13 protein-coding genes are annotated in these 12,792 nt (G+C 66.8%); 2 read left to right on the top strand and 11 right to left on the bottom strand.

Features of this window, described 5'->3' with window-relative positions:
- Nucleotides 1–16: 16 nt before the first annotated feature.
- Both R2910_06385 and R2910_06380 read right to left on the bottom strand, forming a co-directional pair.
- Nucleotides 17–3,043, bottom strand: coding sequence for a DUF6067 family protein (locus tag R2910_06385; protein MEZ4412592.1), 3,027 nt, complete (start codon nucleotides 3,041–3,043; stop codon nucleotides 17–19).
- An 8-nt stretch (nucleotides 3,044–3,051) separates the two neighbouring features.
- Nucleotides 3,052–3,900 carry a TspO/MBR family protein gene (locus R2910_06380; GenBank protein ID MEZ4412591.1) on the bottom strand — a complete coding sequence of 283 codons (849 nt, stop codon included), beginning with the start codon at nucleotides 3,898–3,900 and terminating at the stop codon, nucleotides 3,052–3,054.
- Between the two features lie 349 nt (nucleotides 3,901–4,249).
- On the opposite strand from R2910_06380, the gene R2910_06375 reads away from it, so the two are divergent.
- Nucleotides 4,250–4,534, top strand: coding sequence for a hypothetical protein (locus tag R2910_06375; protein ID MEZ4412590.1), 285 nt, complete (start codon nucleotides 4,250–4,252; stop codon nucleotides 4,532–4,534).
- 9 nt (nucleotides 4,535–4,543) lie between these two features.
- Here the strand turns inward: R2910_06375 and R2910_06370 are convergent, their stop codons facing one another.
- Genes R2910_06370 through R2910_06355 form a run of 4 tightly spaced genes read right to left on the bottom strand, consistent with a single transcriptional unit; the run spans nucleotide 4,544 to nucleotide 6,629 of the window.
- Nucleotides 4,544–4,768: a (4Fe-4S)-binding protein gene (locus R2910_06370; protein ID MEZ4412589.1), complete on the bottom strand. Its 225-nt coding sequence runs from the start codon at nucleotides 4,766–4,768 to the stop codon at nucleotides 4,544–4,546.
- Nucleotides 4,769–4,773: 5 nt separating this feature from the next.
- The gene (locus R2910_06365) at nucleotides 4,774–5,421 is read right to left on the bottom strand and encodes a nitroreductase family protein (protein ID MEZ4412588.1); all 648 of its coding nucleotides are present in this window, start codon (nucleotides 5,419–5,421) and stop codon (nucleotides 4,774–4,776) included.
- A 20-nt stretch (nucleotides 5,422–5,441) separates the two neighbouring features.
- Nucleotides 5,442–5,813 carry a VOC family protein gene (locus tag R2910_06360; protein ID MEZ4412587.1) on the bottom strand — a complete coding sequence of 124 codons (372 nt, stop codon included), beginning with the start codon at nucleotides 5,811–5,813 and terminating at the stop codon, nucleotides 5,442–5,444.
- 42 nt (nucleotides 5,814–5,855) lie between these two features.
- Nucleotides 5,856–6,629, bottom strand: a complete 774-nt coding sequence (locus tag R2910_06355; GenBank protein ID MEZ4412586.1) for an MliC family protein — start codon at nucleotides 6,627–6,629, stop codon at nucleotides 5,856–5,858.
- Between the two features lie 42 nt (nucleotides 6,630–6,671).
- Here R2910_06355 and R2910_06350 point away from each other — a divergent pair, with 42 nt between their 5' ends.
- Nucleotides 6,672–8,021 carry a M28 family metallopeptidase gene (locus tag R2910_06350; protein MEZ4412585.1) on the top strand — a complete coding sequence of 450 codons (1,350 nt, stop codon included), beginning with the start codon at nucleotides 6,672–6,674 and terminating at the stop codon, nucleotides 8,019–8,021.
- Nucleotides 8,022–8,036: 15 nt separating this feature from the next.
- Here the strand turns inward: R2910_06350 and R2910_06345 are convergent, their stop codons facing one another.
- Genes R2910_06345 through R2910_06325 form a run of 5 tightly spaced genes read right to left on the bottom strand, consistent with a single transcriptional unit; the run spans nucleotide 8,037 to nucleotide 12,792 of the window.
- The gene (locus R2910_06345) at nucleotides 8,037–8,453 is read right to left on the bottom strand and encodes a hypothetical protein (protein ID MEZ4412584.1); all 417 of its coding nucleotides are present in this window, start codon (nucleotides 8,451–8,453) and stop codon (nucleotides 8,037–8,039) included.
- A 26-nt stretch (nucleotides 8,454–8,479) separates the two neighbouring features.
- Nucleotides 8,480–9,994 (bottom strand): DUF3943 domain-containing protein, encoded by a 1,515-nt coding sequence (locus R2910_06340; protein ID MEZ4412583.1) that lies wholly within the window; start codon nucleotides 9,992–9,994, stop codon nucleotides 8,480–8,482.
- A 46-nt stretch (nucleotides 9,995–10,040) separates the two neighbouring features.
- Entirely contained in the window at nucleotides 10,041–11,561 is a 1,521-nt protein-coding gene (locus R2910_06335) for a DUF3943 domain-containing protein (GenBank protein ID MEZ4412582.1), read from the bottom strand.
- Nucleotides 11,558–12,094 carry a peptide-methionine (S)-S-oxide reductase MsrA gene (gene msrA / locus R2910_06330; GenBank protein ID MEZ4412581.1) on the bottom strand — a complete coding sequence of 179 codons (537 nt, stop codon included), beginning with the start codon at nucleotides 12,092–12,094 and terminating at the stop codon, nucleotides 11,558–11,560. The genes R2910_06335 and msrA overlap by 4 nt, the downstream gene beginning before the upstream one ends.
- Nucleotides 12,091–12,792, bottom strand: a complete 702-nt coding sequence (locus R2910_06325) for a DUF1295 domain-containing protein (protein MEZ4412580.1) — start codon at nucleotides 12,790–12,792, stop codon at nucleotides 12,091–12,093. Before R2910_06325 ends, msrA begins: the two co-directional genes overlap by 4 nt.

The following is a 12,792-nucleotide window of genomic DNA, read 5'->3' as shown; positions in this document are numbered from 1 at the left end:
CGCAGTCAGAGTGTGGTCAGGATCCCGGCTTCGCCGGGACCGACTCGAAAAGGAGCAGCCACCCCCGTCCCGGCGCAACCGGGATGGGATCATAGGGCCCGAACGCAGCGGCGGGCTGGTAGCCAGGCACCTCGGGCGCGACGATACGCGCGGTGGCCGGGTCGAGGCCGAGGCGGGTCCAGTCGACCGCGAGGCGAACCCGCGCGGTATCGGACGCCCAACTCGCCACGGCCACGATGCTGCGCCCCTCCCCCTGGTAGACCGTCGCGAGCACATCGGGCCGGCCTGTGCGCACCGGCGAACCAGGCACCCACCAGCCGATCATCCGGGTGTCCTGGATCCGGTAGGTGTCCCAGAAGTTCCAGAGTTCGCGCGGATCTCCCGACCAGGGGAGCCGGTTGGTCATGCCGAAGAGCATCCCGCGCCAGGGGTTGCCCCCGCCCTCGAGCATCTCGCCCATGAGGCCGTAGGGAATGCCGGACATTTCGACGAGCCAGTAGGCCGGCGAGGAATCGTAATCGAAGTACTCGCCGAACCAGAGCCGGTCGATGAAGGGGAAGTGCTCAAGGTAGAGATTGGCGCTGCTCGCGAAGCCGTCGCGCGGGTTGTACTGATTGGCCGAATGGAGGTCGATCAGCGGCGCCGGCCGGCCGCGGGTCAACGCCTTCCGCACCCGGACCATGATGCTCCGGTCAAAGGCGACATCGTCGATGTACAGCCCGTCGATCCCGATGTTCTCCACCAGCCAGTCCAGTCCCTCCACATAGAAGTTGTGCCACCGGGAGATCCCGGTGTTGACGACGGCGGCATCCCGAATCCGCGGCACATACCAGCCGCCGATGTAGTTCCCGTCGAGGTGTTCCTGCAGCCAGGACGCCCCGCCGCCGGGACCGGGGGCGATGACTTCCGTGCCGAGGCTCCGGAGCGCGGGGATTTCCGGGGCGTGATTCGTCAGTTCGCGGACGGTGTAGTAAATCTTCACCCGCATCCCCATGGCGTGGGCGCTGTCCACGTAGGCCTTCATCGCATCGGGGCGGAGGAAGGGATAGTTGATGAAGGGATTGATGGCCGTCGCGTGGTGCACGTTGACGGTATTGGCCCCCATCTTGGCGATGGAGTCGAGCGGCACATACGAATGGAAATATCGGGTGGCCCACTGCGCCGTCGGGTCGATCGGATGGAAGGGTGTCAGCAAGAGGCGGAAGTCGTAGTGCTGGACCTCGCCGGCGGCCATGGTCCGGGGGCCGCTGTAGCAGACGACGGAGTAGACCTCCCGCCGCGCGCGGAGTCGGCAGCCCCCCTGCCCTGCGTTCGCCCAGGACGCGGGCATCACCAGCGGTTTGGACAGGTAGAAGTTGGTGTTGAGCGGCCGGCTGTACTTGTCATCCTTGAGGCTGAACTGGACGCCGGCGTTCACGTCGCCCAGCCAGGCGCCGTCCTGGTTGTGCTTGACCTCCCAGGTCCAGTCGAGGGAGTCGGGGCGCGCGCCACCCTTGTAGCCGAGCCCCATCATGTATCGCGCTGCCTCGGGACGCAGTGGGATTTCCAGGCGAATGTCACGCAGCGCCAGGGCGGAATCGGCGGCAATCGCCACGGAGAATTCTGCGTTGCCGTCGAACTCCAGACTGCCGGTCACCTGCATGCGGAGCGCGCCCGCGGCGGAGGAGGACTCCCAGCGAATCAAGCCAGTATCGTGCTCGAGCACCCGCATCCCCGACGAAGTCCAGGCCAGTTCTCGGCCGTCAGCGCCAGTGGCCGCCAGCTGGACCGGTGCGGCGAGGACCTCTCTCGGTGCCTCGCCGATCGAGGTCATCTCGATGGTGAAGAAGCTCCGGATGGACGTCGGGAGCCCGTTCCTGCCGACGACCATCTTGCGCCCGAGGACGCCGAGGGTGTCGCCTCGGCGGGAAACGGGGGTGTAGGGTGGGACGATGCCGTGGTCTTCCTCAAGGCGGGAGTCGAGCCACGCGAGGCGCGCGAGTCGCCAGGGTTCATCCGCGCCGGCATTGCGGATGGTGTCCGGCGAGACGGCCATTGTCACCGCCACCGGAAGCGACGCGACGCCGGCGGCGGAGACCGTGACGGTGCCGCGATACTCGCCGGGACGGGCGTCGACGGGCACCTGGACGCCGCACCAGATCGGTTGAATGTGACCGAGGGGAATGTCGACAGTGGTGGTGAAGTTCCGCCCCTGCCAATCGACGCCCCCCTGGTTGAAGCACCGGAGGGCGGAGGCGGGGATACTGCCGGCGGCTCCCGACAGCGGAGCAAACTCCACGCGCACATCGGTCAGTGCCCCCCGCGCCGCCCACACACCAAGCTGAAAGGCGTAGAACTCGCCGCGAAAGGCGCTGCCGGCAAAGGCCGGCGGGCCGGTCCGGTCCACCCAGCGCTGCGGCAGGTCGCCAGGCATGACGATAGGGTGGGTGCGGTCCTCGGGAAAGACGAGAAAAGGCGTGTCGGGCGAGCGCGCCAGCACCTGTGAGGTCTCGGTGGTGGTCGCGATCACCTGCATCGGGTAGAACGAATCGAGGGTGTCCGCCGCCTCGAAGGCAATGAGCCGAGCCTCTGGCAGGCGGCTCATGCCCCCGGCATCGAAGAGGCCAAGCCATGTGGCGGAGGCCGTCGAATCGGGGCCCGGATAGGTAAGCTTGGGGTAGCTCGAGGCGACGGTTCCGGTATAGCGGAGGTAGTAGACGTAGTACTCCCCCGGTCCGCTGGTCGGCTCGAACACGATATTGCCCGCCTCGCGGTTGATCGGCCCGCGGAACACGTTCATGACCCGCTGGCCGGTCTGCGCATCAACGACCCAGATGTCCTTCTGGGCCGGGTTGCGGTCGGGACGACGCCAGGGGAGGTGTGCCCAGACGGCGGGGGCGGGCGCCGTTACGGACACCACCGCGCGGTGGTTTCCGAACGAGTCCGCCGTCCAGGTGCCGGTGCGGTAGGGGTAGGCCTGGGCCGCCAGCGGCGCCGTCGCGAGTGCACTGATCAGGAGGCACGGGAGCGCAGTCCACAGCCAGTACTGCTTCGGAGAGTTCATCGAGATCCTCATCCGCAGATGGCCGCCCGCGGGGACCACCGCGCGCGGAAGGACCCGGCGACCGTGTCGCCGGCGAAGATGACGGTGTACGCCCCGGCGAGGGACCCGTCAGGCTCGGGGAGGTCGAACTGCACCGTCCCCCGGTTGGACGTGGCACAGCCGCCGCCGGATTGACACCGCAGGGCGATCCCGGAGCCATCCTCCATGCGCCCGAGCTCGATCCGGCGGGCCGAGAGCTGTGGCCCGGGTTCGTAAAGGATCAACTGCAGGTAGGGAAGCGGAGGGGGAAGTCGCTCGTCGGGGGAGTTCGACAGGAAGATCGACGTGGCGGAACCGTCCCAGGGGGCACAGTCGGCCACGGCGACCCCGGGCGACGGAGGGCCAGCGACGCTGAGCCGTGCGTCCAGTGGGTTGCGCCGCACAATCGACGCATTGAGAACCCCGGCAAACGAGACCCAGGCGAGATAGGGAACCAGGAGCCACCCGGCCACCGGCCGAATCCGTCGAAAGGCGATGATCGTCCCGAGGATGGCGGCCCAGAGGACGACGAGATCGGCCAGTGCGAGGTCGGGCCGATGCCAGTGAAAGAAGAGCCACGACCAGAGGGCATTCAGTGCGAGCTGCAGACCAAACAGGGAGAACCCGACCCTTCCGGACCGGGTTCCGCGGCCTTCCCACACGGTGGCGGCGGAAACGCCCATGAGGACATACAGAGTTGTCCACACCGGCCCGAAGACCCAGGAAGGGGGATTCCATGCCGGCTTGTTCAGGGAGGCGTACCACTCACCCGGGGCCGCTGCCAGGCCGCCCACAGCGCCGGCAAGCAACGCAATCACCACCCAGACCAGCACAGTCACCGGTCTTACGCGTCGCGAACCACCTGCCGAATCAGTCATGTATACAAAGACTCCAAAGCTATGTATATGAGATACTTAACATATGTAACATAAAGTGATTTATCACATAGATGAGCGGCCAGCCGCCCCTCCAAGACCACCATGGCTCACACCCGCAGCGGTTTACCCGGCTCGCGCGTAATCAGCATGTCACTCACCCGATCACGGAGGCACCATGCGTTTCAGAATACTCGCCTCGGCAGGAGTCCTGGCCCTAGGACTTGCCGCAGCCACCACTCTCTCAGCCCAGACTCCCACGACCCCGCCCCCCGGAGGCCAGGGACAGCGTGGCGCCGGCCGGATGCAGGCGATGGCACTCCAGGGAATCACCCTGACCGCCGCTCAGCAGGCCAAAGTCGACTCCATCACCGCGAAGACCAGGGCCCAGATGCCCGCGATGACCCCCGGTTCGCCGCCCAGCGACGCCGACCGCGCCAAGATGCGGAGCCTCTCGATGGCCTCGGTCCAGGAAGTTCGCGCCGTGCTGACCCCTGAACAGCAGGCGATCTACGACAAGAACGTCGCCCAGATGCAGCAGATGATGCAGCAGCGGATGCAGGGTGGGCCGCCCCCGGCGGCGCCCGCGAAGCCCTAGGCCCCGCGGTCAGTCTTCGGTCTTCATCCGGAATTGAAGCGCCCCGGACGGGCAGCGGCGGACCTGTTCCGCCACTCGCTCTGCCGGGGCGTTTTCCGGCCGAATCCACCGTTTGAGCTTCACATCGAACACCGACGGAAGCCCCCGAATACACTCCCCCGAATGAATGCACACATTCGGGTCGAACGTGACCACGATGTCGTCGCTCTCGTAGCTCTGGAGTCGTTTCGGCATGGGTCTCACCTCCACGTGGTGACTTGATTGAGCGGCTTCCGGACAATGTCGGGCACTGTGGCGTCCGCCGCCGGAAATCCAACGACCAGCAGGAGCATGGCCTTTTCCCGGGCCGGCCGCTCCAGCACTTCGTTCAGGAAGCCCATCGGGCTCGGCGTGTGGGTCAGCGTGACGAGCCCCGCATGGTGCAGCGCGGCGATGAGGATCCCCATCGCAATTCCCACCGACTCCTGTACATAGTAGTGGGTGACCCGGGTTCCGTCGGGTCGCACGCCATAGCGCTCGGCGAAGACGGCAATGAGCGCGGGCGCCACATCGAGATAAGCCTTCACGTCATCGGTCCCCAGCGGCGCGAGCGCCTCGAGCCATTCCGCCGGCGCGGTGGCGTAGAACTCCCGTTCCTCCCGCTCCGCCGCCTCCCGGATGCGGTGCTTGAGCGCGGGATCCCGCACGACGACGAAATGCCAGGGCTGGAGGTTGGCGCCGCTCGGCGCGCTCGCGGCCGCCCGCAGGCAGTCCTCGAGGACGCCGTCAGGGATCTCGCGGTCGCTGAACTGGCGCACCGTGCGCCGGCGGGCCAGCTCGTCGGCGAATTCCCTGCCCCGGCCCTGCATCTCCTCCGGTGCGAGCGGCCGCCAGGTGGTCAGTGGCACGAATTGGGGCTCATCCGGCACTAGTCCGACTCCGCCTTGAACGCGGGGTTCTCGATGATCCCGAAGATATTGCCGAATGGGTCGCGCACGGTGCCGATCTTGACGCCATGATCCTCGATGGGTTCGAAGGGCGCCGCCCCCAGTTCGATCAATCGCGCCCAGGCCGCTTCGGCGTTCGCCACGCCCCAGTAAGCCACGCCCGCCGGCGTGCGAACCGTCGCCGCATTCTCTTCCGGCAGGAGTCCCAGTTCGTATCCCGCGACATTGAATCCGACGTAGTACGGCTCATCGAAATAGGGCCCGAAACCAAGGACCTTGGTGTACCAGGACTTGGCCGCGGCCAGGTGTGCCACGGTGTAGGCCGCCGTCCGAAGCCCAAGGAACTCTTTCATCGTCCCTCCCCCTGTCGAAGCGGCACGTTGCGGCCCGCTTTCCTACTGCTCGATGCCAAACATCGCCAGGTACTGTCGAACCTCCCCAAGCACGAAATTCTGGCGGGCCACCATGTCGCGCAGCGGCATCTCCGCCACGTGCTGCGTGGAGTCGGTCGTCCAGAGAATGAGTGTCGTGTCGCGGAAGAGGTACTGCGACACCGGCCCGCGCACGACCTCAAGGCGTCCGTCGATGAAGTAGTATCCGGTCAGGCCATTCGTCGCGCCAGGCTCGCCTGGCTCGGAGACCGCCAGCTTGATGGCGCGCCCGCTATCCGCCCAGAGGGAGAGCACGCGCGGCGGCGCCCCACGAGCTTCCACCTGGATCTGGCGGGTTTGCGGCTGGAGTTCCGCGGTGACCCGGTCGATGGAGTCCACGATTTGCCTGGCCCGTGCCGGATTCGCGGCCGAATCAGGCGCGGGAGTGGCGCCGGCCACCCGGCAGGAACTGAGGAGAACTGTCCCGCTCCGCTCGAGGAGCGCCTCTCCGCCTTTCATGTGGACGGCGTAGCGGCCATCGCTGTACCGGACCCCCGAGGCGGCACGCACGGGATACAGGCGTACGGTGCGGTCAGGTGGCAGGTGGAGTTCCGCGTACCGGGGGCCCACCCCGACGACGATCTCCTCCCCACCCGGACAGCGGTAGGTTGTCGGGGCGATGGGCCGCGAACAGGCCGCGGCGGCCAGCAGCGCCGTGACCGGGATGATCCGGAGGGGGGACAGAGGTCCTCCAGCGTGCAGGGCAAACGAAGAGAGGGATACCTTTCGGAAGATCATGCCCCACAGGCGGGGCGGCAAGGACCGAATCGGAGGCGCGCCGTGCATCGAACACCCCTGTTCCTGATCCTCCTTTTGGTATCGACCACTCGCCTCGACGCCCAGGGCACCGAAGACCGGACCGCAGCTTCGCTGCGCGGGATTGCCGACGCCGTCTCGAGCGCCCGCCTGGAGTCCACGGTCCGGACCCTGGTCGGCTTCGGCACCCGTCACACGCTGAGCGACACGCTCTCGGCCACCCGCGGCATCGGGGCGGCGCGGCGCTGGGTCCGCGCAGAGTTCGAGCGCATCTCGGCGGGATGCGGCGGGTGCCTGGAGGTCATCGACGTCTCGGAGGTGTTCACGGGGCTGCCCCGGGTGCCGGGACCAACCAGCGTCGTCAACATCGTCGCCATCCAGCGCGGTTCGACCGACCCCAACCGGTACGTCCTGCTGAGCGGCGACATCGACAGCCGGGTGTCCGACATCATGAACGCGACCGACTCCAGCCCGGGAGCAAACGACAACGCGAGCGGCGTGGCCGCGGTGCTGGAAGCAGCCCGGGTGCTGTCTGGCCATCGGTTCCGCGGGTCGATCGTCTATGCCGCGCTCTCCGGCGAGGAAAACGGCCTGCTGGGCGGCCAGACCCTTGCCGCCAAGGCGATGGAGGACGACTGGCGCCTGACCGCGGTCATCAACAACGACATGATCGGCAACGTCAACGGTGGCGACGGGATCCACGACACCACCACGGTGCGTGTCTTCTCCGAGGGCACCTCCCCGATCGAGACCGATTCCGCCCGACGCGCCCGCCGGTACACCGGTGGCGAGGTGGACGGCGCGTCCCGACAGCTGGCGCGCTACATCAAGGCGACCGCCGGGGTGGTCCTTCCCGAGCTGGATGTCTGGCTGATCTACCGGCTCGACCGGTTCGGGCGCGGCGGGCATCACCGTCCCTTTGCCGACCTCGGCTACCCCGCGGTCCGGCTGATGGAGGCCCATGAGAACTACACCCGCCAGCACCAGGACATCCGGGTGGAGGACGGCGTGGCCTATGGCGACGTGATCGAGGGGATCGACTTCAACTACGCGCGGCGGATCACGGCGCTGGACGCCGCCGTTCTGGCCTCGCTCTCGTGGGCGCCGGAGGCGCCACGGCAGGTCCGATTGCGCGGGGCGGTCCAGCCGGCGGCCACGCTCAGCTGGAAGCCGCCCGCGGACTCCGCCGCCGTGGCGGGGTATCGGGTCTACTGGCGACGGACCGACGCCGCGACCTGGGACCACTGGGAGGACGTCGGAATGACAACAAGCCACCGGTTCGATGGCTTGGTCGTGGACAACTGGTTCTTCGGCGTGGCGAGCGTGAGCCCGGAGGGGTATACCAGCGTCGTCGCCTTCCCGGGTGGCAGCTGAGCCGCCGGAACTGCCTCAATCCGGCGGGTACGCCGCGTCGAGGATCACGTCGATCTGCCCGACGCTCTTGTCGAGGCTGAAGGTCACCGTCCACTTCCCCGGCGTGCCGTTCAGCGTCCGGTCGTCGAGTTCGTAGAGCAGCTTCCCGTTGTAGACCTCCGTGCCGTCCGCATCCTTGATGATCAGCAGGGTGGTACCATGCGGCATGAAGCTGAGGTGCTGGATGGCGGCGTAGATCCCGGGATTCTGCCAGGCATACGTCATGGTCGTAGTGACGTTCTGGATATTCTCGGCGGTGAGCTGGAAATGCCCGACCAGGTTCGTCACCGCCACGTTGTTATTCGGGCCGAGCGTCTCGCTCGGATTGCTGCAGCCGACCGCCGCGGCGACCAGCAGGCTGGCGGCGGCCACGAGGCGCGCGTTACGGATCATGTCATGGCTCCTGCGGCGATACGAGTTCATTCCGGAATGCCGGGGATGGCAGTGCTGACGAATGCCCGGAGGAAACCGGCGTCCTGGGACACGTCGGGCTGTCCCGTGTAGTCGCTGGTCCGTGAGTACCGGGTAATGCTGGCCCCGAGCCCGAGGCGCCGGTTCATCCAGTAACGGGCCTCGAAGCTGAGCGCATCCTGGTAGTGGGCGGATTGGGACCCGTCGATGGTATGGATCCAGATGCCGAGGTACGACAGGTTTGCCTGGAGGTGGTGCTTGTAGAAGAGCGTCCCGCTCAAGGATGCGCCGAGCCCGGGTCCGTAGTCGTAGTCCCGGCCTTCCAGCGTGGTATAGTAGTCCGACTTCGTGGCGCCGATGACCACACCGTCGAACAGCACGCTGGTCTGGGCCCAGAAGTTCTTGCCCTTCTCCCCGAAGGTCGAGACCACTCCCGCCAGCACGCTCTGCCCCCCGTATTCGATGGCGGGATTGTTGAAGTAGTCATACTCCATCATGAGCGCGAACTGGTGACGGCCCGACGAACCGAGTGGCCAGGCCGCGAGGCTGCCGCGGGCGGAGAGCCGGTTGAGCCGCCGGGCACTGTCCGGCGGCGGGCCGGCCACCTCGGCCGCCACCCCGAAGTAGGAGAACGGCTTGCCCCGGAGGTCCGTCACCGCATCGCCATACGCCAGCTTGAACCCGAGGTCCCACTGGTCGATGCCCGTCTTGACGCTGTCGAACGAAAACTGGTTGGCGGTGCGCCGATACCCGACGTCGAGCACCCCGAAGATGCTGCTCGGCCGCCAGTCCGGCGGATTGGCGGAGACGCCATGCGTTTCCCCGCGGATCAGCCGGTTGAAGCCGCGGAGCGGATCGAGGAGGAAACCCCCGATTTCGCGGAAGGTGCGCTCGCTGCCGGTCGCGGTGTTGTCCAGCGCCAGGGAGGAGAGCCGGAAGAGCGTCTCGCCCAGGACCACGCCGCCGAAGCTGGTGTTTAGGAAGTCGTTCGGCGCCGGCGCCCACGCCTCGCCGGCGATCTCCCACATGGCACTCCCGACGAACGGCCAGGCGAACGACTCCCAGAAATTGTAGCCGTTGGTCCGCGCCGAGTTGAAGTAGAGGCTGCCGTGATAGGGATGGGAAAACTGGTTGTTCACGAACTGGTTGTCGTCCCACTGCCAGGCGTAGGTGAGGTTGTTCTTGACGCTCTGGGCGCTCACCTGGGCCCAGACGGCATCACGGACATCCGCATTGTAGAAATGCGGGATCAGCTGGACCAGCATCAACTCACCGGCAGCTGCCCAGAACCGCTTGGGGGGATTGCAGTCGGGGCACCGCAGGGTGTCACTCGACGCCGCCATCGGACTGTCCCCGGCCTGGCGCATCCAGGACGGCAGCGCCGCGGGCCGCGCCAGCTGCTGCGCCGTGAGCGCCAGGCTGGAGGTCGGCCGGGGACCCTGGGCGAGTGCCGGGGTGACGGCGCACGCGAAGAGTGCAGCGAGGATGACGGTGGTCGCAGGGTGGGCGGTTGCGCGTCGCATGATGGTGCCCGGGTGAGCGGGTGGCGGACGGTCCGGCCTCCCCGTTTCAGGGGAGCGGCAGACCTGGTATGGCCTTCGTGATGAAGAACCGTAGGAATCGAGCCGATTGGGCGACATTCGGCTGATCCACATAGTCGCTGTGCCTCGTGTAGCCAATATAACTCAACCCGACGCCTATCTTCCGGCTGGCCCAGTACCGCGCCTCGATCAGAAGGGCGTCCTGGTAGTGGGCCGACTCGGTGCCCTCGATCGTGTGAATCCAGAGGCCGGTGTATCCGACGGTGCCCTGGAGCTTGTTCTTGTAAAGGATCCGGCCGGCGAAGATACCACCGACGCCCGGACCGTAGTCATAGTCCCTGCCCTCGACAGAAGCGTAGTAATCGGACTGCACGGCGCCCAGCAGCACTCCGTTAAAGAGCACCTGGGTCTGCCCCCACCAGGTCTGTCCCGGCTTGCCGATGTTGCTGACGACACCGAGCTGGGCGCTCTGCCCGCTGTACTCGAATGCCGGATTATTGAAGTAGTCGTACTCCAGGCTCAGCGCGAGCTGGTGCCGTCCCTTGCCGCCCAACGGCCAGGCGGCGAGGCTCCCCCGCGCGCTGACCTGGTTGATGACACCCTCGTTGCCGGGTCCCGCGAGGTCTGCGCGAATGGCGAAGTAGGAAAAGGGCTTCCGTGAGAGGTCCTTGACCGGGTCGCCGTAGGAGAGGAGAAACGAGACATTCCACTGGTTGGACCCTGTCTTGATGACACCCGTGCCGATGGACTGGGTTGTCCGGCGGTACCCGAAGTCCAGGACGCCGAGAATGGCGCTCGGATGCCAGTTGGTAGGATTCGCGGTGATCTTGTGAGTCTCGCCCCGGAGGAGACGGTTGAGGCCCCCAACCGGGTTGAGCACCGCCGCCCCGATCTCCCGCCAGACCCGCTCCTTCCCCGTGGCCTCGTTGTCGAGCACCAGCCGGGAGATGCGGTAGAGCGACTCGCCGAGGACGATGCCGCCGATGGTGGTGTTGACCACGTCGTTCGGCGCGGGCGCCCATGCCTCGAAGAAGTACTCCCAGGTCAGGCTCCCCCCCAGCGTCCACGCCGAGGACGCCCAGAAGTCATAGCCGTTGGTTCGGCCTGCATTGAAGTAGAGGTTGCCCTGGTAGGGATGCGCGAACTGGTTGTTCTGGAAGTCGTTGTCATCCCACTGCCAGGGATAGTTGAAGTTGTTGGCCCAGGTCTGTGGGCTGACCTTGGCCCACGTCTCCTTGGTGACGTAGTTGCTCACCAGGAAGGGAACGGTCTGGGCGATCAGCACGCCCCCCATGCCCATCCAGAACGCCTTCGGCGGGTCACAATCGGGGCACGGCAGGGAGTCGGCCGCGGGGGCCGAGTCATTCGCGGGCGGTTCGAGCCCCAGCAGCACGGGATTGATCGGCTGCGGGCCGGGAATGCGACGGCCCCCCGGGGGACCGGTCTCCACCAGCGACGTCCCCTGCGCCGCCGCGCTGGCGACCGGCACGGTCACTCCCAGGAGCGCACCCAGCAGGACCACCCGGCCCACCACAACGCCCAGCGTCACCCGCGCAACCGATCGAGGTGCTTCTTCCGCAGCGCCGCGACCTTGGGCGCGATGACGACCTGGCAATAACGCTGGCCCTCGTTCCGGCGGTAATAGCCCTGGTGCCCGGCTTCCGCCGGGTAGAAGACCGTCAGCGGCACCACCTGGGTCACGATGGGATCGGGCCACAGCCCTTCCCCGCCCAGACGCCGGATGACCTCCGCCGCCTCGGCAGCCTGCGATGGGGAGTGCGTGAGGATGATCGAGCGATATTGGGTCCCGGTGTCCGCACCCTGCCGGTTGAGCGTGGTCGGGTCATGCATCGAGAAGAAGATCTCGAGCAGGTCACGGTAGGTGATGACCGCCGGATCGAAGGTGATCTGCACCACCTCGGCGTGCCCCGTCCTCCCGCCACACACCTGTTCGTAGGTGGGGTGATCGACCGTTCCCCCTGCGTAGCCGGACACCACACGCTCCACACCACGCAGTTGTTCGAACACCGCCTCGAGACACCAGAAGCAACCCCCGCCGAACGTCGCGAGTTCCGTCGTCATCTCCAGATCCTCGGCAGCAGCGCGCCGGTGCGCGATTGATAGTCAGCCCACTCAGGATACCGCGACAATGATGCCTCCTTGGCCAGCATGTTCGGCACGAACTCCACGCCCCAGATGAGCAGGAGGATCGCCCATGCGGCCCAGTGGCCCACCAGCACGGCATAGGCGGCGTAGAGCATCATCTCGCCGAGATAATTCGGGTGGCGAACCAGCCGGAACATCCCGTCGGTGATGAGCCCGCCCCGAGCGCGCAGCGTGAAGGTCTTCTGCGCGTCGGCGGCCGTCATCAAGAACAGCCCGAGGGTGTGCAGCACGACGGCGAACGCCAGCACCGGCGTGGATGCCGGCGGATGTCCCCGCCCCGAGATCAACAGCCAGGGGAGGATCCAGTAGGGTGCCAACCCCAGCAGGAACGCTGCCGCTCCCCCGCCCCAGGTTACCCGCCGCTGCCAGTTCGCGTCTGGAAAGGCCATGTCCTTCAGGAACCAGCAGACCCCGTAGCTGCCGTATAGCGCCAGGTAGATCCACGCCACGAGTGACCAGTCGCCGTACCACCACATCAGGAAGGCCACGAAGGGCGGCGAGCCGAGCTTCTGCGCATTGATGACCCATGCCAGCTTCACGACCCGCGGTCCCCCGAAGAGGTCCGTGCTCACGTACCGGTTGGCGCGATGCAGCGCGTCCGCCCACCGCGGCAT

The organism is Gemmatimonadales bacterium, assembly GCA_041390145.1.
Taxonomy (GTDB): Bacteria; Gemmatimonadota; Gemmatimonadetes; order Gemmatimonadales; family GWC2-71-9; genus SPDF01.
Note: the sequence above shows the minus strand (reverse complement) of the source record. Positions and strands in the feature narration are given on the sequence as shown.

Excerpts from the sequence above, each read along its gene's own strand:
- R2910_06385 (MEZ4412592.1), bottom strand. The coding sequence starts at position 3,043 with ATGAACTCTCCGAAGCAGTACTGGCTGTGGACTGCGCTCCCGTGCCTC.
- R2910_06375 (MEZ4412590.1), top strand. The coding sequence starts at position 4,250 with ATGGCACTCCAGGGAATCACCCTGACCGCCGCTCAGCAGGCCAAAGTC.
- R2910_06325 (MEZ4412580.1), bottom strand. The coding sequence starts at position 12,792 with ATGCCGCGGTGGGCGGACGCGCTGCATCGCGCCAACCGGTACGTGAGC.
- R2910_06340 (MEZ4412583.1), bottom strand. The coding sequence starts at position 9,994 with ATGCGACGCGCAACCGCCCACCCTGCGACCACCGTCATCCTCGCTGCA.
- R2910_06360 (MEZ4412587.1), bottom strand. The coding sequence starts at position 5,813 with ATGAAAGAGTTCCTTGGGCTTCGGACGGCGGCCTACACCGTGGCACAC.
- msrA (MEZ4412581.1), bottom strand. The coding sequence starts at position 12,094 with ATGACGACGGAACTCGCGACGTTCGGCGGGGGTTGCTTCTGGTGTCTC.
- R2910_06370 (MEZ4412589.1), bottom strand. The coding sequence starts at position 4,768 with ATGCCGAAACGACTCCAGAGCTACGAGAGCGACGACATCGTGGTCACG.
- R2910_06355 (MEZ4412586.1), bottom strand. The coding sequence starts at position 6,629 with ATGATCTTCCGAAAGGTATCCCTCTCTTCGTTTGCCCTGCACGCTGGA.
- R2910_06345 (MEZ4412584.1), bottom strand. The coding sequence starts at position 8,453 with ATGATCCGTAACGCGCGCCTCGTGGCCGCCGCCAGCCTGCTGGTCGCC.